The organism is Kribbella sp. CCNWLW201 (assembly GCF_037203805.1).
Taxonomy (GTDB): domain Bacteria; phylum Actinomycetota; class Actinomycetes; order Propionibacteriales; family Kribbellaceae; genus Kribbella.
The window spans coordinates 24,182-50,716 of record NZ_JBBCBQ010000019.1 but is presented as its reverse complement, the minus strand read 5'-3'; the positions used below and the strand labels follow the sequence as shown (position 1 = coordinate 50,716).

The following is a 26,535-nucleotide window of genomic DNA, read 5'->3' as shown; positions in this document are numbered from 1 at the left end:
GGGCGGTTTGGCACTGCGCGCGTGTCTACCGGGCGGCGATTGCCTCGATCTCGAGTAGCCAGGACTCGTCGTAGATGCCTGTGATGATGACGGTCAGGGCTGGCGCGTGGTCGCCGAGTACCTCGCGGCGGATGGCTGAGTTCTCCGCCCGGTACGCGCGGTCTGACAGGAAGGTGGTCACCTTGACCAGGTCGGACAGGCCCATGCCGTGAGGGGCCAGGGCTGCGGCGACGTTGGCCCACACCTGGCGGCACTGCTCGGCGAAACCCTCGGCGAGAGTGCCGTCTGGGGCCACTGGGATCTGCCCGGAGACGTAGACCATGCGGGCGGGTGCGGCGATCTCGTACGAGTGCCGGTAGCCGCCACCATCAGGAACGATCGGACCAGGAGTAATCACGCCCAGATCGTGTCAGCGCCCCAGGTCACAGCGCCTCGGACATTGCGTCGCGCGACCGCCATGTCTGCGGCAGCACAACGCGCCGGGGCTGCCCAGGCAGCAAGGTCGTACAGCGGCATGTCGGCGGCACCACGACGGGTAAGGCGAGCTGCCCGAGTGTTGCGTCGTACGGGCGTTGGGTCCGCGGCAGTTCGGACAGTGCGTCGTCGAGCGCCAGGTTGACGGCACTACGACGCACCGCAGGCCGCCCGAGCAGTCCGTCGTACGAGCGCTAGGTCGGCGGCACCACGACATAGCGCGGGCCGCCCGGGCAGTGCGTCGTACCGGCGACACCGCGACATACCGCGGGTTGTCCGGGCAGTGCGTCGTACTAGCGGCGGGTCCGCGGCAGCACAACGTGCTGCGGGCTGTCGGGGCGGTGCGTCGTACTGGCGTTGGTCGGCGCCGGCGGGTCGTGCAGGCGCCGGGGCACGGCGGTGCGTTGGGCTAGGGGTGGACTGCGGTGGTGGGGAGCATGCCTATTAGGGCGTCTGCGGCTAGGGAGGCGGAGGGGCTGGTGGGGACGGCTACTGAGACTTGCCAGTCTGAGGCGCTGCCTGGTGTCAGCGCGACGGTGACGTGGTCGCCTCGTTTGGCGGCTATGCGTTCGGGGACTAGGGCTACGCCCAGGTTGTGGGCGACCAGCGCGAGGAGGGTGTGTACGTCGTTGACCTCGATGGTGACGGGGTGGGCGACGCCGGCGGCGGCGAAGGCTCGGTCGGAGATGGCGCGGGCGCCCCAGGTTGGGTCGAAGTCGACGAAGGACTCCCCCACCAGGTCGGCGAGCGAGACTGCGGACGCGGAGGCGAGGCGGTGGTCGGGAGCGCAGACGAGGACCATCGACTCCTTGGAGAGCGGGCGGAGGTCTAGGCCGTCGATCGGGTCGCCGGCGGTGGCGACGAAGGCGACATCTAGGCGGCCGGAGGCTAGTTCGTCGAGCATCGGGGTGGAGCCGCCCTGGCGTACTTCGATTTCCACGCCGGGGTATGCGGAGCGGAACTTGGCGAGCAGCGCCGGTACGTCGACCACGCCGAGGCACTGTTCTAGGCCGACGGTGAGGTGACCGCGGAGGAGGCCCTGGACTGCGGCGACTGCGTCCTTGGCGGCTTCGGCGGCGGCTAGGGCACGGCGTCCCTCGCAGAGGAGGGCGCGGCCGGCCTCGGTGAGTTCGACGCTGCGGGTGTTGCGTACGAAGAGGGATGCGCGGAGTTCACGCTCGAGAGCGCGGATCGAGGCGGACAGGCCCGACTGCGAGATCGACATCGCCTCGGCGGCCCGGGTGAAGTGCTTCTGCTCGGCCACCGCCACGAAGTGTTCCAAGTGCCTCAGCTCCATGACTAAGAACTGTAGTCACTCGAAGCAAAAGGATTCTCCTGTCCCGCATGTTGACGTCCCAGGCCCGTGCCAACCGCGACCTCCGTCCGGTCGACACCGCCGCCTTGTGCACGACTCAGCCACCAAATCGTCCGACCGGTGATTAGCCGGTGCACAAGGATGCCCCCACCACCGACGCCCACCGCCAGCCACAGACCCGCCACCGCACCCGTGTTTGGCAGTGTGCCACCCACGAGTGTGAGACCTCTGTCGGCGGTAAGCCTCTTGGCCGGCAGCACAGTGGCCGCACTCGATCCATCGAACGGTCCCCACGAGCACTACCGTTTCCGGCCGACCGGTCACCCGGGAAGACCCGAGCAGGGGAGCTTACCCGGCCAGTCCAGTCCACGGCCGGTCCGGGTCGACGATCCTCCCCGACCCACTCGAGGGTGGTGGTCCCGAGGGTGGCGTTCCGGATCTGAGGCACTCACCAAGCAGCCCCGGCTCCGGGTGACTCGCGCTCAGCCAGTGGCCGGTCACGGCTCGTCGCAGAGGTTGATGAGTGACCCAGGTCCGCGCCGGCTGCGATCCGGGCAGATGACCCTCAACGCTCTCTACGAAAGCCTCGGCTGCATCCTGCGCCCGGTCGATCCACCCAGGTCACCGCGCCCTACGGGAAGGAATACCAGAGCCTGATATCCACAGGCTTCAAAGAAGCACGCGGGCGACGTGCGCAATCCGAATACGTTCCAGGCATGGAGGATCCGCTGGCGGACGAGCTCCGCAACTACGGAACGGAATCGCCGTTCGGTCGAGGCTTTGCCTTGCTCGTCGTCGCCAAGATGCACGTGCGACACGGGCGGCCCGAGCGAGCGATAGCAATCTGGCAGCAGCTGATCAGAGAGGGCGACAAGAACGGCGACAGTGCACAAGTCGACTACGCCCACTTTCTGTTCGAGGAGGGCCTGAAGGACGAAGCATGGGACGAGCTGGACTCGGTGATGTCGAACGGGCGCATCTACAGCGCGGCGTGGATCAAGGCGGCCGAGATGCTGGAGGAGCGAGGCAAGCTGGACGAGGCGCTGACTTGGTACGCACACGCGGCCGATCACGTGACTGCTGAAGAAGTGACCAGGTCATACCGCATCGAGGATCTCGTAACCGGCCGGCGACGCGTGCGGTACGCGTTGGGAATGCCGCTCGACGCCATCGACCTCCTGGGGGAGCCGAGCGACGACGAAGCGGACGAGCGGTACGTCGAACTGCTCGATCTCCTCCGCCGGCCCATCGTGACCGAGAGCAGGATCCACGTCTGGCCTCGCGCCGAGCTCGACGGTGTACGGGAGGGATGGCAACAGCGGATCAGCGCGGAGAGTGTGGATGCCTACTACCAACGGATCGAGCAATTACTCCGTGCGCAGGAACAGCGGATCCTCGTCGTGCCGTGGACGATGCGCGACTACCAGCAGGGCTTGGAAGATTTCAGTCTTCCAGACGACGTGATCTGGCCGCCTCCGAGCAACAAGCCGTGTTGGTGCGGGTCAGGCACGAAGTACAAGAAGTGCTGCGGCAGGCCGCTGCCTGTTCTGGAGCCCGCGGCAGGGCCTGCAGGCTGGGAGACGGGGTGGGCTCGGTATCGTGTCGAGTATGGCGGATGAGGAGTTTCGGGTTGAGGTTGAGCTTGGGAGCGATGAGCATGGGTTGTCGTTCTGGGAGCGGTTGCGGGCGTTGGATTTGGATGATGACGCGCGGAAGCGGCTGGGGAGTCAGGTGACGGTGACCCGGGACGGGAACCGGATGTTGCTGTATACGCACAGCCTCGAGGATGCTCGGGAGGCGGAGCGGACCGCCAAGGAGCTTGTTGCCGATGACAACCTCAGCGCCGAGTTCACGGTGACGCGGTGGAATCCGGCTGAGCAGGAGTGGACGGATCCGAGCGCGCCGGTTGGCGAGCATGACGCGGCCAGTGATGCGGCGAAGAACGCCGATGTCGAGGTGCCGGATCCGCGGTACGTGGTGATCCAGGCGTACAAGCCGGAGTTCCTGCGCGACCTCGGGTTGTAGACGACCCCCCAAGCCGATGACGGGCAGGGCACAGCCGGGAGCTGTGTCCTGCCCGAACTTTTTGAGAGTTCGCTTCCGCTGCCGGGTGGTCGGCTGCTACCTTCTGGTCTATCCGGTTAGACTAACCGATTAGACTTCCGCATCCGACGCGGCAGGAGAACCCTCATGGCCCCTCGTACCACCCCGCTGATCGCCCTCGCCGCCGCTGCCCTGCTGCTGGCGGGATGTGGCGACTCCAAGGCCGAAGGCACCGCGCCCGCCGCGGACCAGGGTCCGGACACCGGCACGGTCAATGTCGTCGGATCGGACAACGCCGAGACGTACGCGCCGGTGATCAAGGCGTTCGAGACCGCCAATCCCGGCATCAAGGTGAACTACGGCCAGGTCCCGTTCGACCAGTTCAACGCCACCTTGCAGCAGCGACTGAACGCGAAGGACTCGACGATCGACGTGTACACCGTCGATCAGCCCCGGGTCTCGCAGCTCGCCGCGAAGGGGTTCCTGGTCGACCTGAGCGACCTCGACGCGAAGACCAAGGCCGCCACTTCGCAGGCGTCGTACGACGCGAATCACTTCCGCGGCAAGCTGTGGTCGCTGCCGATGTGGAACTCGACCCAGTTCCTCTTCTACAACAAGACCGCGCTGAAGAAGGCCGGCGTCACCCCGCCGGCGGCGGATCCCGAGCAGCGGTGGACGTGGGAGCAGGTCGCCGAGGCAGGCAAGAAGGCGCAGCAGGCGGGCATCAAGTACGGGCTGCTGTTGGAGCAGGCCGAGGCCTACTACCAGCTGCAACCGCTGGCCGAGTCACTCGATGGAGGCAGCGGCATCACCGGTGACGACGCGCTGACCCCGGCCGTCACCACCGATGGGTGGAAGAAGGCCATGAGCTGGTACGGCGGGACGTTCGCGAGTGGATTGTCGCCACGCGGTATCGGCGGGTTCCAGACCGGGCCGGTGTTCTCCAACGGTCAGGTCGCGTTCTTCGTCGGCGGGCCGTGGGACATCGGGGTGTTCTCGTCCGCGAAGGTGGACTGGGGTATTGCGCCGATGCCGTATTTCCAGGGCGGGAAGCCGGTCACACCGACCGGATCCTGGTCGCTGGGGATCAACCCGGCGTCCAAGCAGCAGGGCATGGCACGGAAGTTCATCGAGTTCGCCACGCTGGACACCGCGGGCAATCTGGCCACCACCGAGGCCACGACGATCATCCCGGCGAACACCAAGTCCGAGGCGCAGTACCTGCCGCGGCTCGAGAAGCTCGCGGGGACGAAGAGCGCCGGCGCCACCAAGATCGTCGCGTACGAGGCCTCCAAGACCGCGGTCGCGCGGCCTGTCTCGGTCGGCTACATCCAGTTCGAAGAGGTGATGGGCAAGGCGTTCGCGGACATCCGCAACGGCACCGACGCGGCGTCGCGCCTCGAAACAGCTACCGGACAGCTCACCGAAGCGTGGAAGTCGATCAGGTGAGGACGGGCTGAATGGGCGAGGCAGGGCATGCGGTAGAGGCGGAGCACGTGCGCCGGCCGGGCAGCGAAGGGCCTACCAACCGGCCGGGCGAGGCAAGCGCCTCCGGAAACGCACGCCGGAGGGGTAAAGCTGGTCGGGCGGGTCGGACAGCCAAGGGCGGGCAGGCGGGGCAAGGGAAGATCGCGCTGCTCTTTCTGTTGCCTGCCCTGGTCAGCCTCGCCCTGCTGCGGCTCATCCCGGCCGGAGTCGCTCTCGTCGACAGCTTCTTCAACGAGAGTCTGCTACAAGGCGGCCGAACGTTCGTTGGCCTCGGCAACTACACCGACCTGCTCGGCAACCCCGACTTCCGCAAGTCCGTCGGCGTGACGCTCTTGTTCACCCTGATCGTCAACCCGGTCCAGATCGCCGTGTCGTTCCTGCTCGCCGTCCTCTACACCCAGCGGGCCGCCGGATCGAAGTTCTGGCGGGCGCTCGTCATCTTGCCGATCGCCGTCCCACCGGCGGTCTCCGCAGTGATCTGGAGCGTCATCTACCGGCCCGACGGCCTGGCCAACAGCTTCCTCGACGTACTGACGATCCCGGCGCAGCCGTTCCTCACGTCGTCCTCCCAAGCATTGCCGTCGATCATCGTGTTGCTGTCCTGGATCGGCGTCGGCTACTGGATGCTGTTCCTGATCGCCGGTATCAACGACATCCCGGACGAGATCCACGAGGCGGCGAGTCTCGACGGCGTGAGCCCGTGGCGGCGGCTGTGGTCGATCACGCTCCCCCTCGTACGGCGGCCGCTCGCCTTCGTACTCGTGGCCGACACCGTCTCCAACCTCCTGGTGTTCGCCCCCGTCCAGATCCTCACCAAGGGCGGCCCGAACGGGACAACGAACCTGATGATGTACGACGTCTACAACCGCGCCTACGCCATCGGCGACCTGCACACCGCGCAGGCCGAGGTCATCCTGCTGGTGGCCGTCACCCTGATCATCGTCGCGCTCCAGTTCCGACTGCTGAGGGGAGACGACCGATGACCCGCCGACTAGCGCTTTCGATCGCGGCAGCCGTCATCGGCCTCGCTTTCTTCATCCCGCTGCTGTGGGTGCTGACCGGTTCGCTGCGACCCGGCAACGAGACCTTTGCGCGCCTGAGCCCGTTGTCGTGGGACTCGTTCATCACACTGGATCCGACCCTCGGGAACTACAGCAAGCTCTTCACCGGCGACATCGGCCGAGCGACCGCCAACTCGCTGCTGGTCAGTGTCATCACAGTCGTAGCCGGCCTCGCCATCTGCTCCAGCGCCGCCTTCGGGTTGGCGGCCTTCCGATTCCGGGGGCAGACAGCCGTCTTCGCGGTCGTCGTACTGAGCTTCCTGATTCCCTTCGATGCCATCGCCATTCCGCTGTCGGACATGTTCCGCGACTGGAATCTGACCAACACGTTCACCGGCTTGGTCCTGCCGGGCATCGGCAACGGGATGGCGATCTTCCTGCTCCGCCAGTTCTTCCTGGCCATCCCCACCGAACTCGTCGAAGCCGGCCGGCTCGACGGGTTGGGATGGTTCGGGGTGTTCACGCGCATCTATCTGCCGTTGTCGCGCCCGGCCCTCATCGGTGCCGGACTGACCCTGTTCCTGTTCCAGTGGCACTCGTACGTGTGGCCGTTGCTGATGGGCACCGACCGCGACCACATCCTCGGCCCGGTCGCGCTGGCGAACCTGCAGGGTCAGAACTTCGTCGACTACGGAGTCGTCTTCGCCGGCGCCGTACTGCTCACGCTCATCCCGCTCGTCGTCATCCTCGGCTTCCAGCGGTACTTCATCCAGTCCGTCTCCAGCAGCGGCCTCAAGTAGAGGATCTATGAACCATATGCTCATTTTCGACACCGACATCGGCTCGGATGTCGACGATGCGATGGCACTCGCCCAGATCATGGGAACGCCGGAGCTGCGTCTGCATTCGGTGACCACGGTGTACGGCGACACGCTCTTGCGAGCCCGGATCGCGCGGAGGTACGGCGTACTCGCGGGACAGGACATCGCCGTACACGCCGGACAGAGCACCCCATTGTCCGGACGCGACGTGTGGTGGCCGGGTCATGAGGGCAGCCTGCATGACGGGCTGGATCGTGAAGCCGTCGCGGAGCGGCCTGCGGTCGAGCACCTGATCGCCACGCTGGGGGCCAACCCGGGCGAGATCGACGTCGTTGCCGTCGGGCCGCTGACCAACATCGCCAAGGCACTCGAGCTGGAACCAAAGGTGGCGACCTGGATACGCCACCTGTGGATCATGGGTGGGGTCTTTCCGCCCGGCGAGAAGGCGGAGCACAACTTCAAAAGCGACGCCGTCGCTGCCGGGACCGTCCTGTCGGCCGGCATCCCGACCACCATCACCGGGCTCGAGGTGACTCGACAGCTCGGCATCGACCAGGCCGGGCTCGAGCTGATCGGCGCCTCGGGAGCACTCGGCGCAGCACTGAGAGCAGACATCCAGCAGTGGTGGGAGTTCTGGCAGCAGGAGTGGAACGTGCCGCACGATCCCGTCGCGGTACTGACGCTCTCCCGGCCCGACCTGTTCACGTTCACCGAACCCGGTGTCGTCGAGATCTCCAGCGACGGCGTCAGCAGCTTCACCTCCGATGCGGCAGGCACGATCCGCCTCGCGCTCACCGTGGACGGACCCCGCGCCGCGGCGGCTATCATCGAGGCCATCCAGCGAGCCGGGGCAGGGGATCCGGCGGTCGCGCGTACCCCACTTGGAGGCGGGTGATGGTCACCGCTCGCGACGTCGCAGAACGCGCCGGTACGTCGACAGCGGTGGTCAGCTACGTGTTCAACAACGGCCCGCGTCCGGTCGCTCCGAGCACCCGGCAGCGCGTGCTCGACGCGGCGGCGGAGCTGCAGTACCGGCCGAATGCGCTGGCCCGGGCGTTGAGTGCCGGGCGGACGTTCTCGATCGGGATCGTCGTACCGCACATTCGCAATCCGTACTTCGCGGCGCTGGCTGAGCAACTCGAGGCGGGCACCAGGGCACGCAACCATCTGCTGCTCATCGGCGACTCCGGTGGGGATGCCGCGCAGGAGCAGAGTCACCTCACCTCGTTCATCGAGCGGCAGGTCGACGGGATCGTCCTGGTGTCAGTCCGCAGTCAACCTGAGCTCGTCGGCCTCGACACGGCGGGCATCCCGGTCGTGGCTCTGCACCGGATGCCTCACGGATCGCCGGCGTCGACCTTGGCGATCGACTCGGTCGCGGCCGCGTCGACTGCCACGTCGCATCTTGTCGAGCACGGTTATCGCAGTATCGGCGTACTGACCGGGCCGGTCGGCTCCCCCGGCACCGAGGAGCACCTGATCGGGGTCGCCGAGGCGACGCGCGGCCGGCGGGTCCAGGTCGAGCACCGAACGAGTGAGATCTCCCGCTATCACGCCACCGAGGTGACCAGCTCCTGGCTTGCTGAGGAACGGCGACCGCGAGCCTTGTACTGCGCGACCGATGAGCAGGCGTTCGGAGTGTTGTTCGCTGCGTGGCGGGCCGGTCTGTCCGTGCCCGACGATCTCGCCGTACTCGGTGGTGATGGCACTGCCGAGTGTGCGGTCACCATTCCGCCGATGAGTGCTATCCAGCGACCGGTTCCGCAGTTGGCTGCCCGCGCTATCGAGCTTCTGCTGGACGCGTCGCACAGCCAGGGGCCGGTCACGATCACCTTGCCGCACGAGCTCGTCCGACGCGAGTCCTGCGGCTGCTGACTAGAGTTCGATGGCATGCGCATCGAACTGTGGCCTGTGACTGAAGACGATCTGGGGTTGTTCCGGCGGTTCGCGGTCGAGCCGGGGTTGATCGGGTTGGACTGGGCCGGGTTCCGCGATCCGCAGGCGTCGGTGAAGCGGTACGCCGAGGACGCGTTCCTTGGCACGGACAACGGGCGTTTGATGGTTCACGCGGACCGTGAGACGGCCGGGTTCGTGAGCTGGCGATCCGGGTCGTACGACGGCAAGACGTCGTACTGGGAGATCGGGATCGCGCTGTTGCCGAAGTACCGGGGTCGAGGAATCGGGTGGCGGGCGCAGGCGATGCTCACCGACTACCTCTTCGAACACACGCCGGTGCAACGGATCCAGGCGAGCACGCATCCGGAGAACATGGCCGAGCAGAAGTCGTTGGAGAAGGCCGGGTTCCGGCTCGAAAGGAGTGATCCGGGCCGCGGAGTTCCGGGCTGGAAAGTACCGGGATGGGTACTTGTACAGCAGGTTGCGGGACGACCCGGGACCCGTGGTCGACAACGGTTCGGTGACGGGCGCGGGCAACGGCACGTCTGGGGAACCCTCTGAGCACTAGTGTCGCGTGATGCTGGGTCTCGGCGTTTCGTTGCAGGCTCGAGCAGCGTGGTTCTGCGACTCTGACAATGCTGAGGGAGAGGGGAAATCGTGTCACGTCGACGTGGTCTCGTTGCCGGTTCGGTGATGCTGTCGTTCGTTCTCGTCGGTTGTTCCGACGTGGCCGCCAGTGAGTCGACTCCATCGGACACGCCGTCGTCGTCGAACACGCCATCCGCCAGTACGACGCCTACTCCCAGCGCGACGCCGACGACCACGCCGACCACCAAGCCGAAGCCCAAGGTGAAGCAGAAGCCGCAGTACTACGCGCTCCGGGTCGAGCAGCAGCTCGACAAGCTCGGGTACCCGGTCGGCGACGTGGACGGTGACATCACCGCGCGGGCCAAGCAGGCGCTGTGCGCGTGGCGCGAAACGAACGGGCTGCCGGTCAGCCGCAGGGGCCTGACCCTGGACGACGCGTATTCGGTGCTCAACGCAACCAAACGGCCGGCGCCGACGCGCGAGCCCGGGATCTACGTCAACAAGACCTGCCAGGTCGCGTACCAGATCGTCGGCAAGGCGTACAAGCGGATCGTCTGGATCTCGACCGGTGCGCCCGGCTACGAAACCCCGAACCGCACCGGAAAGGTCTGGCGCAAGTGGGCCGGCGCGCACGAGAGCAGCCTCTATCCGGAGTCGTACATGTACGACTCGATCTACTTCCTCCGCGACCGCCCCGGCATCGCCCTGCACGGCTCCCGGGTCAACTCCCTGGTCAAGCCCTACCCCGCCAGCCACCGCTGCGTCCGCGTCACCCGCCCCGAAATCACCCAGATCTTCAAAGAAACCCCCATCGGCACCAAGGTCCAGGTCTACGGCGACTACTGACGGATCTCCAGGCCATCACATCTGGGCTGCGGCTGCCCGCGCAGGCGGGCGGCGACCGTGAGTCCGCGATTGTGATGGCCTGGCGGTCCACTCCGGTACTACGCGCTGTAACGCCGGGGTGGATCCTCCCGATAGACGGTCACTAGCTGTTATCGGGGGCGGGGGATGTCATGCGGTGGGTTGCGGTGGGTTTGGTGTGCGCGGTGGTGGTGGGTGGCTGCGGGGTGATTCCGGCGGATCCGGTCGGGGTGGCCAGCACGAAGGCCGGGGCTCCGACGGTGGCGCCGGTGAAGGCCAAGGCAGTGTCGGCGGCGCAGGCCAAGCGTGCCCTGCTGACCCTGGCCGACATGCCGCCCGGCTGGACGCGGGAGAAGCCGAAGCCGGATGACGGCGATGACGACCCAGTGACGCCGAAGCGCTGTGCCGCCGTGTTCGACCGCATCGACCAGCGGAAGCCGCTTGCCGAAGCCAAGACCTCCTTCACCGCGGGCGACCTCGGCCCGTCTCTGGAGCACACCGTCACGGGGTGGCCGAGCTCGCAGGTACCTGTGCTCAAGCAGATCGCCCGGGCGCTCAAGCAGTGCCCGAAGTTCACCAGCAGGTCGAAGGACGGCTCCTCGATCACGATCCAGGCGAGCGCTCTCTCGTTCCCCAACCTGGGCGACCGGACGCTCGCGTTCCGGATGAAGGCCAGGTCCCGGGGGATCACCATCGTGCTGGATGCCGTTTACATTGCCAAGGGCAACAACGGGATCGCGCTGGTGGTCGTCGGACTCCAGCCGGTGCGCGGCGCCACGCTGGTGCAAGTGGCCCGTGTCGCGGTCAACCGCCTGGACGTGACCGGCTGACGATCCTCACCCGTGGTGCTTGTCCGCGCGGCCGATGTGCAAGCTGGGCTGGGCTTCGTACGGGGACTTGGGGAGGGTGGTGAGCAGGTCGGGGAGGTTGAAGGTTTCGAACAGGGTCAGGTCGAAGAAAGCCACGGCGTGGATGATGCCGGTGGCGGTGAGGGTGAGGACCTGGAGCTGGAAGGCGCGGTGGATGTTGTCGGCCGGGTCGCGCATGTAGACGGCGAAGCCGGGTTGGCCGTTGGCCTTGATCGGGACCAGGACCTGGTCGCCGGCCTCCTTGGCCGGGCAGTGGGTGGAGATGAGCCGGCCGATGTTGCGGGCGCCGCGGAACCATGAGGTGAACGGCGGCATCTCCCAGATCGCGTCGTCGGTGAAGAACCCGGTGATCGTCGGTACGTCGTACTGCTCGAAAGCAGCGCGGTAGCCGGCCAGGAGGACCGGATCGGGCAGCGGATGGGGCTGCGGGGCGAGGTGGAGCCGGGCGAGGTCGACCGGGCCGACCAGGTCGGTGATCCGGTGCGGGGACCAGCCTTCGAGGTCGTGCAGGATCAGGGCGGCGCGGTCGGGGGCGGATAGTCGCTGGAGAGCGGCGATGTAGTCGAGGCCCAGGGGCCGGTCGTCGGCGAGATCGTCGGGGATCGGTTCGAGCCAGAGGACTTCGGGGCTCTGGTCGAGTTCACCCTCGGGATCGTTGCTCGGGGCCGCCAGGTCGGTGGGAAGCGGGCGCGAGGCCGCCCTGGCCAGGCACGCCGAGGTAGCGGTGACCAGGTCGTCGGTCTGCGCGGCGACCTGCTGGGCCTCGGTGATGGAGCCGAGCATCCGGTAGCAGTGCGAAACCAGCCCGCGCCGCACCGCGTGGGCCGACTCCTCGTCAAAACCGTCCGCCATCGCTCAGCACCCCGACCCTCAAGCTACAACCGGACCGCTCTTTCCGGAAGAAAAGTGCCGCCAGGTGACACCTATCTTCCGAAGATCAGGTGGTCGGCCAGGAGCGGCGCTCGGTGTCGAGGTATGCGGCCAGTGCGAGGGCGGTCAGGTCCTGGTGATGCGGTACGGCGAGCTGCGCCCCGATCGGAAGTCCCGACGCCGACCAGCCGACGTTCACCGTCGTCGCCGGATGCGCGGACATGTTGTACGGGACCGTGAACGCGATGTGCTCGAACGGCTTCGACGGATCGTCGGTCGGGTACGCCAGCTCCGCCGGGAACGCCGTGATCGGTGCCACCGGCGACAGGATCACGTCGTACGACCGGAAAACCGCAGTGACCGCCGCCGCCATCGCACCCATCTGGCTGTACCCGTGGAACACCTCGAACCCGGACAGATCGCCTGCCGTCGACACCCACGACCGGATCTCGGGCAGCACCTTCGCCCGCCGGTCCTCAGGCAACGCGGCGATGTCCGCGGCGGACCGGATCCGCCAGAAACGGTCCAGCCCGTCGAGCATCTCCCGGGTGATGATCGGCGCGATCGGTTCGACGCTCGCACCGCCCTTCTCGAGTACGGCGGCCGCCGACGAGACGGCCGCGGCGACCTCGGGATCCACCGGGAGGCCGAGGCCTGCGTCCAGCAGGAGTGCCACGCGGAGACCTTCAACCCGGACGTCCGCGTTGTACGTGTCCCCCACAGCCGGCAGCGATGTGTGGTCGCGCGGATCGTAGCCGGTCATCACCGACAACGCCAGCGCCGCGTCGGCCGCCGTACGAGCGAGTGGACCGATCGCACGACCCGGGTACGGGTTCCCGACCGCCACTCGCCCGTGGGTGGGTTTGATGCCGACGACGCCACACCAGCCCGCCGGCAGCCGGATCGAGCCGCCGATATCGGTGCCGATGTGCAACGGCCCGTACCCGGCTGCCGCGGCCGCCGCGGCGCCCGCACTCGACCCGCCGGCCGTCTTCGAGAGATCCCAAGGGTTGCGCGTCAGATGGTGGAACGTCGACACGCCGGACGACAGCATTCCGTACTCCGGCATGGTCGTCTTGGAGAAGATCACCGCACCGGCCTCCCGCAGCCGGGCCGCAGCCGGCGCGTCCTCAGCCGCCGGAATCAGCTCCGTCGCAGCAGTCCCCTGCGGCACCGGAGTGCCCCGGGTCGCGATGTTCTCCTTGACCGTTACCGGCACGCCGTCCAGCGCACCAGCCGTGCCGTCAAGCCACCGGCGTTCAGCCGAGCGCGCGGCCTCACGGGCGCCGGACGGATCGAGCGCGTACGTCGCACAGATCTTCGGCTCGAGCTCCTCGACCCTGGCGAGCACGTCCTCGATCACCTCGACGGGTGACAGCGTCCCGTCGCGGTACTTCGACAACAGGTCGGTCGCGGTCAGGTCGGCGTAGCTCATGCACGTCCTCGCTTCGCTCCGGGCGCGCATGAGGCACGAATGACGCTGTGTTCGATGATGAACTCGCTCCGCTCGTTCATGCAGGCTCCCTAGTTGGGTGGATTGAAGCGGCCGTCGACCGCGGTCCAGCCGCCGTCGACCGCGATCACGGCTCCGGTGACGAAGCTGGCGGCGTCCGAGGCGAGGTAGACGACCGCGCCGGCGAGCTCGTCCGGGCGGGCCCAGCGACCAAGCGCTCCCTTTTGCGCATAAGCGTCGTACCAGGCCTTGTTCGCCTTGATTTGGGCGGTGAGCGGGGTCTCGACGACGCCGGGTGCGACCGCATTGACGCGTACGCCGTTCGGCCCGAGTTCGGCGGCGGCGGTCCGGAGCAGCTGGACCAAGCCGGCCTTGGTTGCCGCGTACACCGATTGGCCGGGCTCCACCGTCGTACCGCGGATGGAGCTGAACCCGATGATGCTGCCGCTCCCCCGCTCGGCCATCTGCTTGCCGAAGGCACGGATCAGCTGGAACGACGCCCGCAGGTTGAGCGCCACCACCCGGTCGAACTCCTCACCGGTGTAGTCGAGGATCCGCTTCCGCACGTTGGTCGCCGCGGTGAACACGAGTACGTCGACCGGCGCGAGCTCGTCCGCGGCCCGGATGATCGCCTCGTCGTCCAGTACGTCGAGCTGGTACGACGTAAGGTCGTCACCGGAACCAGCCGTCTCGGCGGCCGCGGCGAGATCCCGGTCGGCGCAGGTGACACGAGCACCGTGAGCAGCCAGCGCGAGGGCGCTCTCGCGACCGATGCCGCTGCCGGCGCCGATCACCAGAACGTGCTTGCCGTCCAAGCGGAAGAGCTTGGCGTAGTCCGTCGTCACTGCAGTCACCTCAGGGCCTCGGGCGGATGATCGCCATCCGGGTCGTGGTCAGTTCCTCGATCGCGAACCGCGGTCCCTCGCGGCCGATCCCGGAGTCCTTGACCCCGCCGTACGGCATCACGTCGGACCGGAAACCCGGCACCTCGTTGATCACCACCCCGCCCACGTCGAGCTGGTCGATCGCGGTGAAGGCGGTGTCGAGCGAGGACGTGAACACACTCGCGTGCAGCCCGTACCGGGAGGCGTTGACCGTGGCGAACGCGGTCTCGAGATCCGGCACCGACCGGATCGCGATCACCGGCCCGAAGATCTCCTCGTCCCACGCCAGCTGGCCGGACGCCACATCCGTCAACACGGTCGGGCCAAGCAGCTCACCGTCCGTCGCGTAGGTCAACTTAGCGCCTGACGCGACGGATGCATCCACCCACGAGCGGACCCGAGCGGTCGACTTCGGATCGATCAGCGCCGACACCCGGGTGTCGGCCGAGCGCGGATCGCCCACCACCACACCGGGAAGCCGCTCGTTCAACTTGTCCAGCAAGGCGGCATGGATCGACTCGACGGCGACAACTCGCTGGACCGAAATACATGCCTGACCAGAGGCGTAGTAGCCGCCGCGGATGATCGCATCGGCCGCCGCATCGAGGTCGGCGTCCGCGGCGACCACCAGCGCCGAGTTCGAACCCAGCTCGAGCAGGACCTTCGTCGGCGCCGCATCACGAGCGATCTGGTGACCGACCGCGGCCGAACCGGTGAACGAGACCGCGCCGATCCGTCGGTCAGTGGTGAGCGTCGCGCCGACGTCCGGTCCCCCGGTCACCAGTTGTACGGCGGCCGCCGGAGCGCCGGCCTCGACCAACGCCTCCCGCATCAAGTGGACCAGCCAGAGCGTCGCGAGCGGAGTCTGCGGCGCCGGCTTCACGATCACCGGGCACCCGGCCGCGATGGCCGGCGCGATCTTGTGCGATGCCAACAGCAACGGATAGTTGAACCCAGTGATGCCGACCACGATGCCGATCGGCTTCCGCACCCAGAACCCGACCAGCCCGTCGCCACTCGGCAGCAGATCCAGCGGCACGGTCTCACCGTGCAGCCGGGCGACCTCTTCGGCCGAGGTCTCCAGCGTGAGCAGCGTGCGGTCGACCTCGACCCGGCAGTCCACCAGTGGCTTCCCGGTCTCCAGCACGAGCAGATCGACGAAGGCGTCGCGCTCGGCAGCGATCGTCGCATGCACGCTCTGCAAGGCCTTCCGGCGTACGTACGACGGAAGTCGGCCGACCGCATCGCGGACGGCGAGGGCGTGGTCGAGCGCCTGGCGGGCCAACTCGACGTCCCCCACCGGCGCCTCGGTCACCGTCGAACCGTCGTACGGGAAGATCACTGGTTCGGTGGACGGTGCGTCGACCCAGGTCTCTCCGATCGGTAGGCCGGCCGGGTACTTCATCCGGGTGCTCCCTTCGCAGCGAGGAGGTCGGTGGTGGTTGCTCCGGACAACGCTCTGTGGAGAGTGGGGATGGCGGAGACGAGGCGCTGGGTGTACGGGTGCTGTGGTGCGGCGTACACGTCGCCGGTGAAGCCGGTCTCGACGATCTGGCCGGCGTTCATCACGGCCACGCGGTCGCAGACGTGCTTGACGACGGACAAGTCGTGGGAGACGAACACCAGCGTCAGGTTCAGCTCGTCGACGAGATCCGAGATCAGGTTGAGCACCTGCGCGCGGACCGAGACGTCGAGCGCGCTGACCGGCTCGTCCGCGACCAGGATGCGCGGCCGCGGGGCGAGAGCGCGGGCGATCGAGATGCGCTGCCGTTGACCGCCGGAGAACTGGTGCGGGTACCGGTCGCCCGCGTCGGCGGACAGGCCGACCGCTTCGAGCAGTTCACGAACGCGCTCCCCGGAGGCGGGATGCCCTTGTACGACGAGGGGTTCGGCGATGATGTCGCGGACCCGCATGCGCGGGTCGAGCGAGCTCATCGGGTCCTGGAAGACCAGTTGGAGGTTCTCCCGAAGGAATCGCAGCCGACGTTCCGGCAGGCGGGTGACGTCGGTGCCCTCGACAATGACATGACCGGAGGTGGCGTGATCGAGAGCGGCGATGATCCGGAGCAGGGTGGACTTGCCGCAGCCGGATTCGCCGACGATGCCGAAGCGTTCGCCCGGCTTGACCTCGAGGTTCACCCCGCGCAGCGCGTGGACCACGGGAGCTGCTCGGAGCAACGACGTACGCGGTCGGGTGTAGTTGCGCACGACATCGATCAACTGGATCGCCGGCGCCACGTCTGGTTCGTGCTCAGGCATGAGCGACCTCCGCAGGGTGGTGGCAGGCGAAGCCCGTCGCCTCGGACCCGGTCCAGTCGGGCGTGGTGGCGCAGACGTCGGTGGCGTGGCGACACCGAGTCCGGAACACGCAGCCGGACGGGAACTGACCGGCGGCCGGCACGTTGCCCGGGATCGTGGTCAGTCGCCGCTCGGTCGTCTCGAGATCGGAGGCCGCGAGTAGTCCTTCGGTGTAGCGATGACGGGGGCGCGTGAACACCTCGCCAACCGGACCGGATTCGACGACGCGGCCGCCGTACATCACGAGAACGCGCTCGCAGACGGTCGCGACGACGGCGAGGTCGTGCGTGATGAACAGGAGGGCGGCCTCGCGGGCGACCACGCCCTTGACGATGAGGTCCAGGACGAGTGCCTGCACGGTGACGTCGAGGGCGGTGGTCGGTTCGTCGCAGATCAGCAGGGCTGGATCGTTGGCGAGGGCAAGGGCCAGGACGACTCGTTGCCGTTGGCCACCAGACAGCTGATGCGGGTACGCGCGCGTCGTCTCGGTCGGCAACTGAACCCGCTCGAGCAGCTCGACCGCGGCCGCTCGGGCGGCACCGCGACCGGGCTTCGTCCGGTGGATGAGCATGGCTTCCGCGATCTGATCGCCGATCCGCATCGTCGGGTTCAGCGCGGTCATCGGCTCCTGGAACACCATCGACAGGTGCCGGCCCCGGACCCGCGACATCCGTCGTTCGTCCGCGCCGATCAGCTCGTGATCGACTCCGGTCAGCCGAACGGACCCGCCCGCGATCACGTCCTCGGGCAGCAGACCGAGCACACTCAGTGCGGTCAGCGACTTCCCCGACCCGGACTCACCGATCAGCCCGACCCGCTCCCCCGGCCCGACCGTGAGATCGACGTCCGAGACCAACGTCTTGTCCCGCACCGTCACGGTCAGACCGCGAACACTCAGTACGTCGTTACTCATCCACGTCCTCGCTTCGCTCCGGGCGCGGATGAGGCACGAGCACACTGTGCTTGATTATGAACTCGCTTCGCTCGTTCATCGACGGTCCTCCAGCTTCGGGTCGAACCGGTCGCGGAGCCCGTCACCGAGCAGATTGAACCCAAGTACGGCGATCGCGATCGCCACCCCCGGGAAGATCGCCAATCGTGGCGCACTGAACAAGAACTCCTGACTCTCCTGCAGCATTCGCCCCCACGAAGGCGTCGGCGGCGGCGTCCCGTAGCCGAGGAACGACAGCGCCGCCTCGGCCAGCACCGCGATCGCGAACGACACCGACGCCTGCACGGTGATCAGACTCGTCACGTTCGGAAGCACATGCCTCAGCGCGATCGGGAACGGCTGCCTCCCGGCTGCCCGGGCCGCCAGCACGTACTCGGTCCGCATCACCTGCAACGCCCCACTCCGGATCACCCGCGCGAAGTTCGGCACCGACGCGACGCCGATCGCGATCATCGCCGTCAGCGTGCTGGCCCCGAACACCGCACCGAACATGATCGCCAGCAACAACGCCGGGAACGCCAGCAGCAGGTCGTTCGACCGCATGATGACCTCACTCGGCCACCGCCGTGCCATCGCGGCCAGGATCCCCAGCGGTACGCCGATCACCGCCGCTACGCCGACCGCGACCACGCCGACGAACAACGTGGTCCGCGACCCGACCATGATCTGGCTGAACACGTCCCGGCCGAACTTGTCGGTCCCGAACCAGTGCTCCCACGACGGCTTGGCCAACCGGACCGCGGGGTCGACGAAGGTGGCGTCGTACGGCGTCCAGACGAACGAGACGAGCGCCATCACCACGATCAGCCCGACGATCACGCCGCCCGCGATCAGACTCGGATTCAGCCGCCTCATCGCGATCCCACCCGGAGTCGGGGATCCAGAGCGACGTACAGGAGATCGACCAGGAAGTTGACCAGGAGTACGGCCATCACCAGCACCATCACCACGTCCTGAACGAGGAGCAGATCGCGGTTCGACACACCGTCCAGCAGGAGGCTGCCGAGGCCGGGGATGACGAAGACGCGTTCGACGACGACCGCGCCGATCAGCAAGGTCGCGAGCTGGAGACCGAGCACAGTCACCACTGGCACGGCCGCGTTACGGACTCCGTGTCGCCACAGTGCCGGGAACGGCCTGAGCCCTTTCGCGCGCGCCGTACGCAAGTAGTCCTCCCGCAGTACTTCGAGCACCGCACTCCGCACATAGCGAGTCAGTACAGCGCCTTGCACCAGGCCGAGTGACAACGCGGGCAGGAGCAGTTGCTTCACGAACATCCCCGGGTCCTGCGCCGGTGGGGTCCAGCCGTTCGCAGGCAGCCAGCCGAGCTTCACCGCGAACACCATGATCAGCAGAATGCCCGCGAGGAACGCCGGTACGGCGACGCCCAGCTGGGAGACCGCGGACAGTGCCAGCCCGGAGACCTTGCGGTGCCGCGCGGCCATCACCGTGCCGGCCGGCGCGGCGACCACCAGGGCGATGATCATGCCGGCCACGACCAGCCACAGCGTCACCTGGAGCCGGTCGAATACCTGCGGCCCGATCTCGGCCTTCGACACGTACGACGTCCCGAAGTCGCCGCGGAGCATTCCGCCGAGCCAGTCGAAGTACTGGGTCGGCAGCGGCCGGTCGAGACCGAACTGCCGGTTCAGCTCCGCGACTGCCTCGTCGGATGCGTTGACACCGAGGGCGACCCGGGCCGGATCGCCCGGCAGCCAGGCCAGGAACCCGAAGACCAGCACCGAACTGACGCCGAGGCTGACCAGCAGGACCGCGGTGCGTTCGATCAGGCGGAGGATCATCAGGCGGTCCTCAGGAACGAGCGAGCTGGGTCAGGTCGAAGTTCTCGGTGATCGCGTTCTCCGGCAGGCCCGTCAGGTTCTTGTCCGCGACAATCAGGTTCGGCAGCAGGAAGAGCCAGTCGCCGGCGGCCTGCTCGGAGAGCCGCTGCGCCGCCTTCTTCATGTTGTCGACCTGCGCGGCCTCGTCACCGGCATCCGCGGCGGCGAGATAGCCCTGCAGCGTCGGGTCGTTGTAGCGGGTGTAGTACTTCGGGTTGCCGAACACCGTGCCCAGGTCACGCGGCTCGACGTGCGCGATGATCGACATGTCGTAGTCGGCGTTCTTCAGCACGTTGGTCAGCCACTGCGCCGGGAACTCCTGCTGGTCGATCGCGACCTTCAGCCCGGCCTGCTCCAACTGGCTCTTCACCACCTGGCCGCAGGAGATCGCGTACGGCAGCGTGGGCAACCGCAGCCGCAGCGTCTTGCCCGCGGCACCCGATGCCTGCAGCATCGACTTCGCCTTGGCCAGGTCGAACGGCGCGACCCCGGTCAGATCCTCGTACCACGGGTCGGTCGGCGGGACCATGCTGCCGATCAGCTTGCCGCGACCGGCCCAGCAGGTGTCCATCAGGGCCTTGTGGTCGATCGCCATCCGAATCGCCTGCCGGGTCCGGATGTCCTTGAAGATCGGCTCGGAGTTGTTGAACGACAGCAGCACCTCGCCGTTCGTCGTTCCCTCGATCACCTGGTACTTGTCGTTGCTGGAGAACTGGCTCAACGCCTCCGGGGCCTGGACCGTGCCGATCACGTTGATCGTGCCGGTGAGCAGCGCGTTGTTCAGCGCGGTCGGGTCCTTGAAGTACTTCAGCGTGATCTGGTTGAAGAACGGCTTCGTACCCCAGTAGTCGGCGTTGCGCTCCAGCACGATCGAGTCGCCGCGGTTCCACTTCGAGAACTTGAACGGCCCGGTGCCGACCGGGGCGGTGGCCAGCGCGCTCACCCCGGTCTCGGAGAACATCGCGCCGATCCGGGTCGTCATCCGGAACAGCCAGCCGTTGCTCGGCTTGCTCAGCGTCACCTGCAACTGCGTCGGCGACAGTGCCTTCGCTTCCTGTACGACGTCCATCGCCGCCTTCAGCGAGGTCGTCCAGGCCGTCTTCACCCGGTTGATGCTGAACACCGCGTCGGCCGCGGTGAACGCCTTGCCGTTGGTGAACTTCGCGTTGTCGACCAGGTCGAAGGTGTAGGTCTTGCGGTCCGGCGAGACGGTCCACGACTTCGCCAGTGCCGGCACGATCTTCCCGGACTCGTCCTGCTGGACCAGGCGCTCGTACACGTTGCCGAGCAGCGCCTGCGGGATCGCGGCACCGTCGGTGGTGGTGAAGTCGAGGCTGGCCGGCTCGGCGACCAGGCCGATCGACAGCGACTGATCGCCACCGGGCGAGCTACCGGGCGTCGTCCCCGAACCCGCCGAGCAGGCGGTCAGGGCCAACAGCGCCGCGGAGGCGACGAACGCGACCGCCCGGGCGGGCAGCGTCAGTGTGTTGAACGGAGACTTCACGCGAACTCCTCCAGTGCTGCCGGCTGTTTCTCGCCGCATTCTGGCGATCTCTGCGGAGTCCGCCGGCCGGGGCCACGCCGGTGCGGCCGACTTCGCCGTACAGCTGTGACTGGTCCGACCAGTGGACTAAGTGTCAGTGGGCCACTAGGTTGGTCGCTACGCAGGGGTCTGTCAAGCGATTGGGGTGCTCCGGAGTGACAAAGAGTCCGCGGTTCCAGCCGGTGCAGCCTGTCCGCGCCTACCAGCGCATCGTCGAGCAGGTCGAGGAGGCACTCGCCCGGGGCGAGCTGGCTCCCGGTCAGCGGTTGCCGAGTGAGCGCGAACTGGTCGCCCAGTTCGAGGTCAGCCGGTCGACGGTGCGCGAGGCGCTGCGGGTGCTGGAGAGCAATGGCGTCGTACGGTCGCGTCCGGGTGATCCGAACGGGCCGGAGATCCTGCCGTTCTCCCAGTCGGCGTTGCGCAAGCAGATGGTCCGGCTGGCGCGGGTGGAGGAGCTGACGCTGGGCGAGCTGATCGGCTTCCGGATGATCATGGACGGCGCCGCGATCCAGGTCGCCTCCCGGCTCCGCACGCCCGAACAGCTGGCCGAGATGGAGGAGACGCTGGTGGCCATGCGGGCCGCCATCGACGTCGACTTCGAGGCCTTCAGCGAGGCAGATCTGGCGTTCCACGACATGATCGCGCAGGTCAGCCGGAACTCGCTGATCCAGACCTGCAACGAGGTCGTCCGCGGCGTCGTACTGACTCTGATCTCGGACCGGGTCGCGCACGCCCAGAACAGCCGGGAGCTGATGCTCGAGTCGCTGCAGCACCACGCCGAGGTGGTCGACGCGATCCGCGCCGGCGACGGTCACGCGGCTGCCCGGATCGCCCGGCAGAACATGTACGACTACTACGCCGGCTACGTCCCCGAGCCGGAACGCGAAGCACTGCGCGCTCTCATCGACGACTAATGGTTCTCGTGGCATCCTGACGGGATCGGTTCACTGCTGTGGGGGGCACCGCGTGAGCAAACCTGCGATTCTCACCGTCGACGACGATCCCATGGTGTCGGCGGCCATCTCCCGTGACCTGCGCCGGCGGTACGGCGACGACTACCTGGTCGTCAAGGCGACGTCGGGCACCCAGGCGTTGGCCGCGCTGACCAAACTCGCGTTGCGTAACCAGCCGATCGCGCTGATCGCCACCGACCAGCGGATGCCGGGGATGACCGGCATCGAACTGCTCGAACGCGCCCGGGAACAGGCACCGACGGCGAAGTACCTGTTGCTCACCGCGTACGCCGACACCGACGTCGCGATCAAGGCGATCAACGACATCGGCTTGGACTACTACCTGCTGAAGCCCTGGGATCCACCGGAAGACCAGCTGTTCCCGGTGATCGACGACCTGCTCGGCGACTGGCAGCAGGCCAACCCCGAGCACACCACCGACGTCCGCGTGGTCGGGAACCGCTGGTCCGACCGCGCGCACGACATCAAGACGTTCCTGGCCCGCAACCACGTGCCCTATCGCTGGTACGACGTCGAGCGCGACGCGGAGGGTCAACGGCTGCGCGACCTCGCCGATGCCGCGGACAACGACCTGCCGCTGGTCCTCATCCCCGAGGGCGACACCCTCCGCTCACCGTCCACGATCGACCTCGCCTCCGCGCTCGGCCTGCGTACCCGCGCCGAGCAGCCGCTGTACGACGTCTGCATCGTCGGAGGTGGACCGGCCGGGCTGGCCGCCGGCGTCTACGCGGCGTCCGAAGGGTTGAGCACGGTCATCGTCGAGCGGGAGGCGCCCGGCGGGCAGGCGGGGTTGAGCGCGGCGATCGAGAACTACCTCGGCTTCCCTCGCGGGCTGACCGGCTCAGACCTCGCTGCCCGGGCAGTGGCCCAGGCCTCGCGCTTCGGCGCTGAGATGGTGTTGGCTCGCGGAGTCGTCGGTCTCGAGACGCGCGGCCCGGTGCACGCCGTACTCCTGGAGGGCTCCGGGGAGATCGAGGCCCGCGCGGTGATCATCGCGACCGGCGTCTCGTACCGGAGCCTGGACGTCAATGGCCTCGGCGAGCTCACCGGACGCGGCGTGTACTACGGCGCCACGGCCAGCGAGGCGAGCCAGTGCCAGGGCGACGAGGTGTACATCGTGGGCGCCGCGAACTCGGCTGGTCAAGCGGCGCTGAATCTGGCCCGCTACGCCAAGCGGGTCGTCCTCCTGGTCCGCGGCGAGACGTTGACGACCTCGATGTCGACGTACCTGATCGACAAGATCTCCGCCGCCCCGAACATCGAGGTGCGCTGCCGAACGGAGGTCACCGGTTGTGGCGGCGACGGCCATCTCGAATCGCTGACGCTCGTCGAGCGGAACTCCGGCCGGGTCGAGGAGGTGCAGGCGAGCTGGTTGTTCGTGTTCGTCGGTGCGTCGCCGCGGACCGACTGGCTGGGCGATGCCCTGGTCCGTGACGAGAAGGGCTTCGTCGTCACCGGTCCGGAGCTGGTCGCGATGAATCGCTGGACCCTGCCGCGGCCGCCGTACGCGCTGGAGACCAGCCTGCCGGGCGTGTTCGCCGCGGGCGATGTGCGGCTCGACTCGATGAAACGGGTCGCCTCCGCCGTCGGTGAGGGCGGCATGTCGGTCTACCTCGTCCACCGCTACCTTGCGACTGTCTGATGAACGTCGACGACCTGCGCGGGATCGCCCTCTTCGCCGGACTGACCGACGAGCAGCTGGGCGAGTTGATCGACAGCGGCACCGAGGTCCCGATCGAACCGGGGGCCACCCTTTTCCACGAAGGCGAGCCGGCCGACTTCTGGTGGGTGCTCGTCGACGGCGCCATCGCGCTGCACCGCCAGATCGGGCGCGAGGACACCGTGATGGGCAAGATCGACGTGCCGGGGCGGTGGGCCGGCGGCTTCCGGGCGTGGGACGAGCACGGCGTCTACCTTGCGACCGGACGCGGGATCGCCGAAGGGCGGGTACTGCGGGTGCCGGCCGACGTACTGCGGGAACGGGTCGACGCCTGGTTCCCGCTCGGCGGACACCTCATCAAGGGCGTCTACGGGACCGCTCGCGCGATCGAGTCGACCGCGCGGCAACGAGACGCGCTGATCACGCTCGGCACGCTGGCGGCCGGGTTGGCGCACGAGATCAACAACCCAGCTGCCGCGGCTTCCCGCTCGGTCAGCGCCCTCGACACCGCGTGCAACTCCTTGCTGTCCGCACTGCGCCGGCTCGCGGAGGGCGAGATCACCGCCGCTCAGTTCAGCGCACTCGACTCGTTGCGAGTGGAGCTTGGTGCGGGTACGGCGGCGCCGGACCCCGTCGACCTGGCCGACGCCGAGAACACCATCTCGGAATGGCTGGATCAGCACGACGTCGGCCAGGACTGGCTGATCGCGCCGCCGCTGGCCGCCGCCGGCGCCTCCCCCGAGTGGTGTGAACGCGCTGCCGAGTTGCTGGGCGACTCGCTGGAGCCCGGGCTCGAGTGGGTCGCGAGCACGCTCGCGGTGGACACGCTGCTCGGCGAGGTGAAGGAATCGACCCGGCGGATCACCGAGCTGGTCGCGGCGGTCCGGTCGTACTCGCAGATGGACCGCGGCTCGATCCAGACGATCGACGTCACCGAGGGCATCGAGAGCACGCTGGTGATGCTCGGCCACAAACTCCGCGACGGGATCGAGGTGATCCGCTCGTACGGCGCCGACGTCCCGAGGATCGACGCGTACGCCGGCGAACTGAACCAGGTGTGGACGAACCTGATCGACAACGCGGTCGACGCGATGGAAGGCGCCGGGACGCTGCGGATCACCACTCGCACCGACGGCGACCGGATCGTGGTCGAGTTCACCGACACCGGACCGGGGATGCCGCCGCAGGTCGTGGCCCGTGCCTTCGAGCCCTTCTACACGACGAAGGACGTCGGCAAAGGCACTGGCCTGGGTCTCGACATCGCCCAGCGGATCGTCGCCGAACACCACGGCGGCAGCATCACGATCACGTCCCACCCAGGCGAGACCACCCTGTCGGTGCGACTACCGCACCAACCGATCACGCCTGGCTGACCCAAACCACATCACCCCGCTCAGGACGGCGTACCTGAACCGCAAGCACTCGCCCGAGTGGTCGCGTTGGGTCGTGGAGGGGGGTTGAGACACCTTGCGGTGTGCTGGGACCTGAAATATCAGGTCCCAGCTCACGGTTGTCTGTCCCGGCCCCCGGTTTCTTGTCCGAGGTCCCATCACGGCCGCCCGCGTGCCCCGGATTCGGGGGTTGCCCCCTGAGTTGGGGGGTTGCCCACTCGGAATCTCGGGGGGCAACCCCCACGCTGGGTGGGCAACCTCGAGGTGCCGGGCCGATCGGGCGGGGAGATCTCGGGATCCGGACCAAACCGGCCGCATGGTGGTCAATCCGCGTGAAACCCCGAACTTCGTACACCTGGTCGGGGCCTCTTACACCTGGTGGGGACCTCGGACATCTGGTCAGATGTCCGAGGTCCCCGTTGGGTGTTCACGGTCCCGCCGATTGCACCAAATCTCCCCGCTCCAGGCCTGAGCAAGCGGCCTCGCAGCCGCCCCACCCGCCCATGCGATCCCACAGCGTCAAAGCCGCCGTACCGAACGACAGGAGGTAGGTGCACCGCGGGGCCCGCCCGCCTTGCGGTGGTTGTGACTACATCCTGTCGCTCGGTACGGCCCCGAGCGGGTCAGGTGTCGTGCTCGAGGATCCGGACCCGGGGGACCTTCAGGGCTTTGCGGGCCTTCGTGGTCCAGTCGGAGCAGAGGAAGCTCGCGGCGGTCTCCGGCCAGGCCACCACCACGACCTCGTGGCTGTGGGTGCTCTTGACCAGAGACATCAGGGCGAGCAGGACCTCTCCGTGGGTGATGGAGACGTGCACCGGGTACCCGCTGGCTGCGCGGAGCTGGCGCGAGCTGTGTTCGATCACCGAGGCCAGGTCGATGTCCGGGTCGGCCAGGGTGGCCGTCGGTGTCTGGGTCGGCTCGGGCGCCGGGGTGGGCGGGGCAGAGTGGAACATTGCGTTACCTGCGACGGACGCGGAGGCGTTCATCCCGGCCACGTCTGCGAAAGTCGATCCCAGCAGCGCCATCGGACCACCGCGTCCGCTCTCCGCATGGCTGGAGACCAGCAGGTGGTACTCAACAGGTTCTTCGTACCTTGCGTGCAGGGCGGCAACGCGGCGCGCGTCGCCCTCGCTCATCTCCCGCTCGATGAGCACCACCACGTCATACGTCATTCGTGGCTCCCTTCGCGGTCAATTCCGTTGTACCCCCGCAGACCGGCCAGCCAAAGCACCGGGCCCCGCAGCGTCACAAAATTGTCAAACTCCTCTCAGCCAATCCTCAGCCGGCGCCGCTGACGGAAACCGCGGCAG

At 67.7% G+C, this 26,535-nt stretch carries 26 protein-coding genes; 13 read left to right on the top strand and 13 right to left on the bottom strand.

What is annotated here, in order from left to right:
• Positions 1-25 precede the first annotated feature (25 nt).
• From V9K99_RS41965 to V9K99_RS41955, 3 genes are all read right to left on the bottom strand, one after another.
• Positions 26-397, bottom strand: a complete 372-nt coding sequence (locus V9K99_RS41965) for a RidA family protein (protein WP_337007760.1) — start codon at positions 395-397, stop codon at positions 26-28.
• A gap of 25 nt (positions 398-422) precedes the next feature.
• Positions 423-635 (bottom strand): hypothetical protein, encoded by a 213-nt coding sequence (locus V9K99_RS41960; RefSeq protein ID WP_337007759.1) that lies wholly within the window; start codon positions 633-635, stop codon positions 423-425.
• Between the two features lie 248 nt (positions 636-883).
• Positions 884-1,771, bottom strand: coding sequence for a LysR family transcriptional regulator (locus V9K99_RS41955; protein WP_337007758.1), 888 nt, complete (start codon positions 1,769-1,771; stop codon positions 884-886).
• A gap of 734 nt (positions 1,772-2,505) precedes the next feature.
• Between V9K99_RS41955 and V9K99_RS41950 the strand changes: the two genes are divergently transcribed.
• The 10 genes from V9K99_RS41950 to V9K99_RS41905 all read left to right on the top strand — a co-directional run bounded on the left by V9K99_RS41950 (position 2,506) and on the right by V9K99_RS41905 (position 11,320).
• Positions 2,506-3,408: an SEC-C metal-binding domain-containing protein gene (locus tag V9K99_RS41950; RefSeq protein ID WP_337007757.1), complete on the top strand. Its 903-nt coding sequence runs from the start codon at positions 2,506-2,508 to the stop codon at positions 3,406-3,408.
• Positions 3,398-3,814 (top strand): hypothetical protein, encoded by a 417-nt coding sequence (locus tag V9K99_RS41945; protein WP_337007756.1) that lies wholly within the window; start codon positions 3,398-3,400, stop codon positions 3,812-3,814. The genes V9K99_RS41950 and V9K99_RS41945 overlap by 11 nt, the downstream gene beginning before the upstream one ends.
• Before the next feature lie 165 nt (positions 3,815-3,979).
• On the top strand, positions 3,980-5,281 hold the full coding sequence (locus tag V9K99_RS41940) for an ABC transporter substrate-binding protein (protein WP_337007755.1): 1,302 nt from the start codon (positions 3,980-3,982) through the stop codon (positions 5,279-5,281).
• Positions 5,282-5,478: 197 nt separating this feature from the next.
• Positions 5,479-6,303 carry a carbohydrate ABC transporter permease gene (locus V9K99_RS41935; protein WP_337007754.1) on the top strand — a complete coding sequence of 275 codons (825 nt, stop codon included), beginning with the start codon at positions 5,479-5,481 and terminating at the stop codon, positions 6,301-6,303.
• Positions 6,300-7,121: a carbohydrate ABC transporter permease gene (locus V9K99_RS41930; protein ID WP_337007753.1), complete on the top strand. Its 822-nt coding sequence runs from the start codon at positions 6,300-6,302 to the stop codon at positions 7,119-7,121. The genes V9K99_RS41935 and V9K99_RS41930 overlap by 4 nt, the downstream gene beginning before the upstream one ends.
• A gap of 16 nt (positions 7,122-7,137) precedes the next feature.
• Positions 7,138-8,037 carry a nucleoside hydrolase gene (locus V9K99_RS41925; RefSeq protein WP_337007752.1) on the top strand — a complete coding sequence of 300 codons (900 nt, stop codon included), beginning with the start codon at positions 7,138-7,140 and terminating at the stop codon, positions 8,035-8,037.
• Positions 8,037-9,017 carry a LacI family DNA-binding transcriptional regulator gene (locus V9K99_RS41920; protein ID WP_337007751.1) on the top strand — a complete coding sequence of 327 codons (981 nt, stop codon included), beginning with the start codon at positions 8,037-8,039 and terminating at the stop codon, positions 9,015-9,017. Before V9K99_RS41925 ends, V9K99_RS41920 begins: the two co-directional genes overlap by 1 nt.
• A 15-nt stretch (positions 9,018-9,032) precedes the next feature.
• The gene (locus V9K99_RS41915) at positions 9,033-9,599 is read left to right on the top strand and encodes a GNAT family N-acetyltransferase (RefSeq protein WP_337007750.1); all 567 of its coding nucleotides are present in this window, start codon (positions 9,033-9,035) and stop codon (positions 9,597-9,599) included.
• 96 nt (positions 9,600-9,695) lie between these two features.
• Positions 9,696-10,472: a L,D-transpeptidase family protein gene (locus V9K99_RS41910; RefSeq protein ID WP_337007749.1), complete on the top strand. Its 777-nt coding sequence runs from the start codon at positions 9,696-9,698 to the stop codon at positions 10,470-10,472.
• Positions 10,473-10,657: 185 nt separating this feature from the next.
• Complete coding sequence (locus tag V9K99_RS41905; RefSeq protein ID WP_337324291.1) at positions 10,658-11,320, top strand: hypothetical protein; 663 nt, start codon at positions 10,658-10,660, stop codon at positions 11,318-11,320.
• Between the two features lie 6 nt (positions 11,321-11,326).
• Here the strand turns inward: V9K99_RS41905 and V9K99_RS41900 are convergent, their stop codons facing one another.
• The 9 genes from V9K99_RS41900 to V9K99_RS41860 form a co-directional block, all read right to left on the bottom strand.
• Complete coding sequence (locus V9K99_RS41900; RefSeq protein WP_337007747.1) at positions 11,327-12,211, bottom strand: hypothetical protein; 885 nt, start codon at positions 12,209-12,211, stop codon at positions 11,327-11,329.
• A gap of 85 nt (positions 12,212-12,296) precedes the next feature.
• A complete protein-coding gene (locus V9K99_RS41895) occupies positions 12,297-13,664 on the bottom strand; it encodes an amidase (RefSeq protein ID WP_337007746.1) in 1,368 nt (455 codons plus the stop codon).
• An 89-nt stretch (positions 13,665-13,753) separates the two neighbouring features.
• Positions 13,754-14,527: an SDR family NAD(P)-dependent oxidoreductase gene (locus tag V9K99_RS41890; RefSeq protein WP_337007745.1), complete on the bottom strand. Its 774-nt coding sequence runs from the start codon at positions 14,525-14,527 to the stop codon at positions 13,754-13,756.
• Positions 14,528-14,537: 10 nt separating this feature from the next.
• Positions 14,538-15,971: an aldehyde dehydrogenase family protein gene (locus V9K99_RS41885; protein WP_337007744.1), complete on the bottom strand. Its 1,434-nt coding sequence runs from the start codon at positions 15,969-15,971 to the stop codon at positions 14,538-14,540.
• Complete coding sequence (locus V9K99_RS41880; protein ID WP_337007743.1) at positions 15,968-16,825, bottom strand: ATP-binding cassette domain-containing protein; 858 nt, start codon at positions 16,823-16,825, stop codon at positions 15,968-15,970. The genes V9K99_RS41885 and V9K99_RS41880 overlap by 4 nt, the downstream gene beginning before the upstream one ends.
• Positions 16,818-17,777 carry an ABC transporter ATP-binding protein gene (locus V9K99_RS41875; RefSeq protein WP_337007742.1) on the bottom strand — a complete coding sequence of 320 codons (960 nt, stop codon included), beginning with the start codon at positions 17,775-17,777 and terminating at the stop codon, positions 16,818-16,820. The genes V9K99_RS41880 and V9K99_RS41875 overlap by 8 nt, the downstream gene beginning before the upstream one ends.
• 75 nt (positions 17,778-17,852) lie before the next feature.
• Positions 17,853-18,671 (bottom strand): ABC transporter permease, encoded by an 819-nt coding sequence (locus V9K99_RS41870; RefSeq protein ID WP_337007741.1) that lies wholly within the window; start codon positions 18,669-18,671, stop codon positions 17,853-17,855.
• A complete protein-coding gene (locus V9K99_RS41865) occupies positions 18,668-19,618 on the bottom strand; it encodes an ABC transporter permease (protein ID WP_337007740.1) in 951 nt (316 codons plus the stop codon). The genes V9K99_RS41870 and V9K99_RS41865 overlap by 4 nt, the downstream gene beginning before the upstream one ends.
• Before the next feature lie 10 nt (positions 19,619-19,628).
• The gene (locus tag V9K99_RS41860) at positions 19,629-21,161 is read right to left on the bottom strand and encodes an ABC transporter substrate-binding protein (protein WP_337007739.1); all 1,533 of its coding nucleotides are present in this window, start codon (positions 21,159-21,161) and stop codon (positions 19,629-19,631) included.
• 194 nt (positions 21,162-21,355) lie between these two features.
• Between V9K99_RS41860 and V9K99_RS41855 the strand changes: the two genes are divergently transcribed.
• From V9K99_RS41855 to V9K99_RS41845, 3 genes are read left to right on the top strand one after another with little or no spacing between them, the layout of a single operon-like run.
• Positions 21,356-22,114: a FadR/GntR family transcriptional regulator gene (locus tag V9K99_RS41855; RefSeq protein ID WP_337007738.1), complete on the top strand. Its 759-nt coding sequence runs from the start codon at positions 21,356-21,358 to the stop codon at positions 22,112-22,114.
• Between the two features lie 52 nt (positions 22,115-22,166).
• Positions 22,167-23,816, top strand: coding sequence for an FAD-dependent oxidoreductase (locus V9K99_RS41850; protein ID WP_337007737.1), 1,650 nt, complete (start codon positions 22,167-22,169; stop codon positions 23,814-23,816).
• Positions 23,816-25,207, top strand: coding sequence for a sensor histidine kinase (locus tag V9K99_RS41845; RefSeq protein ID WP_337007736.1), 1,392 nt, complete (start codon positions 23,816-23,818; stop codon positions 25,205-25,207). Before V9K99_RS41850 ends, V9K99_RS41845 begins: the two co-directional genes overlap by 1 nt.
• Positions 25,208-25,848: 641 nt before the next feature.
• Here V9K99_RS41845 and V9K99_RS41840 read toward each other — a convergent pair.
• Positions 25,849-26,397: a hypothetical protein gene (locus tag V9K99_RS41840; RefSeq protein WP_337007735.1), complete on the bottom strand. Its 549-nt coding sequence runs from the start codon at positions 26,395-26,397 to the stop codon at positions 25,849-25,851.
• Positions 26,398-26,535: the final 138 nt, after the last annotated feature.

Bases quoted from the DNA above. Each gene is read 5' to 3' on its own strand.
- V9K99_RS41955 (WP_337007758.1), bottom strand. From the start codon at position 1,771: ATGGAGCTGAGGCACTTGGAACACTTCGTGGCGGTGGCCGAGCAGAAG.
- V9K99_RS41950 (WP_337007757.1), top strand. From the start codon at position 2,506: ATGGAGGATCCGCTGGCGGACGAGCTCCGCAACTACGGAACGGAATCG.
- V9K99_RS41945 (WP_337007756.1), top strand. From the start codon at position 3,398: ATGGCGGATGAGGAGTTTCGGGTTGAGGTTGAGCTTGGGAGCGATGAG.
- V9K99_RS41940 (WP_337007755.1), top strand. From the start codon at position 3,980: ATGGCCCCTCGTACCACCCCGCTGATCGCCCTCGCCGCCGCTGCCCTG.
- V9K99_RS41930 (WP_337007753.1), top strand. From the start codon at position 6,300: ATGACCCGCCGACTAGCGCTTTCGATCGCGGCAGCCGTCATCGGCCTC.
- V9K99_RS41925 (WP_337007752.1), top strand. From the start codon at position 7,138: ATGCTCATTTTCGACACCGACATCGGCTCGGATGTCGACGATGCGATG.
- V9K99_RS41920 (WP_337007751.1), top strand. From the start codon at position 8,037: ATGGTCACCGCTCGCGACGTCGCAGAACGCGCCGGTACGTCGACAGCG.
- V9K99_RS41915 (WP_337007750.1), top strand. From the start codon at position 9,033: ATGCGCATCGAACTGTGGCCTGTGACTGAAGACGATCTGGGGTTGTTC.
- V9K99_RS41900 (WP_337007747.1), bottom strand. From the start codon at position 12,211: ATGGCGGACGGTTTTGACGAGGAGTCGGCCCACGCGGTGCGGCGCGGG.
- V9K99_RS41895 (WP_337007746.1), bottom strand. From the start codon at position 13,664: ATGAGCTACGCCGACCTGACCGCGACCGACCTGTTGTCGAAGTACCGC.
- V9K99_RS41885 (WP_337007744.1), bottom strand. From the start codon at position 15,971: ATGAAGTACCCGGCCGGCCTACCGATCGGAGAGACCTGGGTCGACGCA.
- V9K99_RS41880 (WP_337007743.1), bottom strand. From the start codon at position 16,825: ATGCCTGAGCACGAACCAGACGTGGCGCCGGCGATCCAGTTGATCGAT.
- V9K99_RS41875 (WP_337007742.1), bottom strand. From the start codon at position 17,777: ATGAGTAACGACGTACTGAGTGTTCGCGGTCTGACCGTGACGGTGCGG.
- V9K99_RS41870 (WP_337007741.1), bottom strand. From the start codon at position 18,671: ATGAGGCGGCTGAATCCGAGTCTGATCGCGGGCGGCGTGATCGTCGGG.
- V9K99_RS41865 (WP_337007740.1), bottom strand. From the start codon at position 19,618: ATGATCCTCCGCCTGATCGAACGCACCGCGGTCCTGCTGGTCAGCCTC.
- V9K99_RS41845 (WP_337007736.1), top strand. From the start codon at position 23,816: ATGAACGTCGACGACCTGCGCGGGATCGCCCTCTTCGCCGGACTGACC.
- V9K99_RS41840 (WP_337007735.1), bottom strand. From the start codon at position 26,397: ATGACGTATGACGTGGTGGTGCTCATCGAGCGGGAGATGAGCGAGGGC.